General features: G+C 68.0%; 2 protein-coding genes and 1 pseudogene. 2 read left to right on the top strand and 1 reads right to left on the bottom strand.

All coding sequences use genetic code 11. The annotated features are described in order from the left end of the window. Positions 1-898 (top strand): annotated as a pseudogene (locus RMO40_RS10100) (sterol desaturase family protein); the annotation flags it as partial. Between the two features lie 124 nt (positions 899-1022). On the opposite strand, the gene RMO40_RS10095 reads toward RMO40_RS10100, so the two are convergent. Next, complete coding sequence (locus tag RMO40_RS10095) at positions 1023-1976, bottom strand: AraC family transcriptional regulator (protein ID WP_309720066.1); 954 nt, start codon at positions 1974-1976, stop codon at positions 1023-1025. 139 nt (positions 1977-2115) lie between these two features. On the opposite strand from RMO40_RS10095, the gene RMO40_RS10090 reads away from it, so the two are divergent. Further along, complete coding sequence (locus RMO40_RS10090; RefSeq protein WP_309720063.1) at positions 2116-2772, top strand: NAD(P)H-binding protein; 657 nt, start codon at positions 2116-2118, stop codon at positions 2770-2772. Positions 2773-2973 lie beyond the last annotated feature (201 nt).

Below are 2973 nucleotides of genomic sequence, written 5' to 3'. Positions count from 1 at the left end.
GAAACGCGGCCGCAACACCTACCGCCTGAACGACGCGATCAACAGCATCGGCCTGGGCATCATGAGCCAGCTGGTGGGGCTGTTCAGCGCGCTGTTCACCGTGTGGCTCTACGTGCTGGTGTTCACCCACGCGTCGTTGTGGCAACTGCCGGTTGACGCGTGGTGGGTGTGGGTCGTGGGCCTGGTGTTCTACGACTTCTGCTACTACTGGCACCACCGCCTGGGCCACACCGTGGCGCTGTTCTGGGCCGCGCACGTGGTGCACCACCAGAGCGAGGACTACAACCTGAGCACCGCCTTGCGCCAGACCGGCACCGGCTGGGTCGGCGGCTGGTTGTTCTACCTGCCGATGGCGGTGCTGGGGTTCCCGCCGCTGGTGTTTGGCGTGGTCGCCTTGGTCGACCTGCTTTACCAGTACTGGGTGCACACGCAGCAGATCGGCAAGCTCGGCTGGTTCGACCGCTGGTTCTGCGCACCGAGCAACCACCGTGTGCACCACGCGGTGAACGATAAATACCTCGACAAGAACTACGGCGGCATCTTCATCCTCTGGGATCGCTTGTTCGGCAGCTTCATCGAAGAAGACGACCAGGAGAAAATCGTCTACGGCACCCGTGGCCCGCTGCGCAGCTGGAACCCGGTGTGGGCCAACCTGCAGAACTACGCCGACATGTTCAAGGACTCATGGCACGCCGCGAGCTGGGCCGACAAGCTGCGCGTGTGGTTCAAGCACCCTGGCTGGCGGCCGGCCGACGTGGCGGCGCGTTTCCCCAAGCCCGCGTTCGACATCACACGCGTGGAGCGCTACGACCCGCCGATGTCACCCGCCGCGCAGTGGCTGGCCGTGGCGCTTTTTGTGGCGCTGCTGGGGGCCACCTCGGTGCTGCTGTGGAACGCCCACCTCATGAGCCTGCCGCAGCAGTTGTCGGCGGCGCTGGGGGTGATCGGTGGGCTGTGCGTGGTCGGCTGGGTGAGCGAGCGTGGCCCGAGCCTGAGCTTGTCGCGGCAGCGCTGAGCCGCTGTCATGACATCAGGTTCTTCTGGATGGCGCCGGGCGCCACGCCCATGTGGCGCTTGAAAGCGCGGCTGAACGCCGCCTCGGATTGATAGCCCACACGGCCGGCCAGATCGGCCAGGCCGTCGTCGTGTTCTTGCAGCCGCGCCAGCGCCACATGCATGCGCCAGCGCCCGAGGTACTGCATCGGCGGCAGGCCTACCAACTGGGTGAAACGCGCCGCAAACGCCGAGCGTGACAGGCCCACCGCAGCCGCCAGCGAGCCCAGCGCCCAGCCGTGTGCAGGGTCGCGGTGCACGAGCGCCAGGGCGCGGCCGATCTGCCGGTCTTTCAGCGCGCCCAGCCAGCTGCCTTGTGCGGCAGGCTCTTGCTCGATCCAGGCGCGGATGGCCTGGATGACGAGGATGTCTGCGAGGCGTGACACCACCGCCTGCCCGCCCGGGCGCATCTGGCGCGCTTCGAACGCCAGCAGCCGCAGCGTGCTGTGCATCCACTCCGAGGGGGCCGAGCCCGAGGCCTCGACCACCATCACCCGGGGCAGCACCGAGATCAGGTGATGCGCGGTCAGGTGGTCGAAGCGCACCACCCCGCAGATCACGCTCGCGGCCGCGCCACCGCCGCCGATCCGCAGCGTTTCATAACGGTCGTTGATGCGCTCGATCGGCGCGTCGAACAGCTTCACGACCGGCGCGCCGGGCTCGTGCACCAGGCGGTGCCCGTGGCCGTGGGGCACCAGGGCCAGGTCGCCGGGCTGCAGCCGCCGCGCCTGCGTGCCTTCAGCCTCCAGCCAGCAGTGCCCCGAGGTCACCACATGCAGCATCAGGCAGCCTGGCATCTGCGGCAGCTCCACACCCCACGGCGCGGTGCAGTCGGTGTGGCAGTACAAGACGCCGCTCATGCGCAGAAAGTGCAGCGCTTCGCCCAGCGGGTCGACGCTTTCCCAGGCGGGTGTGTGGTCCATCACACCAGTATCTGCGCCGCGCCGGCCGATCGTCCAGACGCGGTGGACGAACGAGCATGAATTCGAGATGGGCAGTCATTGAACCGCCGCCGCCCGCGCCAGACACTGGACGCCTGGAAACTTCTTCAAGGAGACGCTCATGAAGGTTTTGGTGGTGGGTGCAACAGGGGGCTCGGGTCGGGCCGCGGTCCAATCGCTGCTCGCGGCGGGGCACCAGGTGACTGCGTTTTCGCGCCGCGCCGACACGCTGGCGCCGATGGGCGCGGGCCTGCGCTGCGTGAATGGCGATGTGCTCGAGCCGGCCGACATCGAAGGTGCTGTCGCAGGGCAAGACGCGGTCATCGTGACGCTGGGCATTTCTGAAAGTGCCTTGCGGGTGCGCTTGGCGGGCAGCGTGGGTACGCCGATGAACGTGCGCTCCGCCGGCACCCGCAACACCATCGCCGCGATGCACAAGCTCGGCGTGCGCAAGCTGGTGGTGCAGACCAGCTACGGCGTGGGCGAGACGCGCGGCCGCCTCACGCTGGTGTCACGGTTGGTGTTCGCGTTGCTGCTGAAGCCGCAGATCGCCGACACCGAAGTGCAGGAGCAGCTGGTGCGCGCCAGCGCGCTCGACTGGGTCATCGTGCAGCCTGTCAACCTGACCGACCTGGAGCGCGTCGACGCCTGCTTCGCTTCACCCGAAGGCAACACGCTGGGCATGACGGTTTCCAGGGCGCAGGTCGGCCGCTTCCTGGCCGAGCAGGCGCCGGCGCCGCACTACCTGGGCCGGGCGGTGGCCTTGTCGGCGGCGTGAGCGCGGGGCTTGATCTGCGGGCTGGCAAGCCTAGACTGCGGGTGCTCAGTCCACTTTTCAGCCAGGAGGTTTCCATGGCGATCAAACGGATGACCAAGGGCGACATGCCCCGGTCCTTAGGCACCTACAACCCCGTGGGTCATGTGCTGGTGGCGCTGCCCAACGACGCGCTGGCGCAGGAGGCGCGGCAAGCGCTGCGCG

Source organism: Rhizobacter sp., assembly GCF_031412075.1.
Lineage (GTDB): Bacteria > Pseudomonadota > Gammaproteobacteria > Burkholderiales > Burkholderiaceae_C > Rhizobacter.
This window is presented reverse-complemented; position numbering and strand designations above follow the sequence as displayed.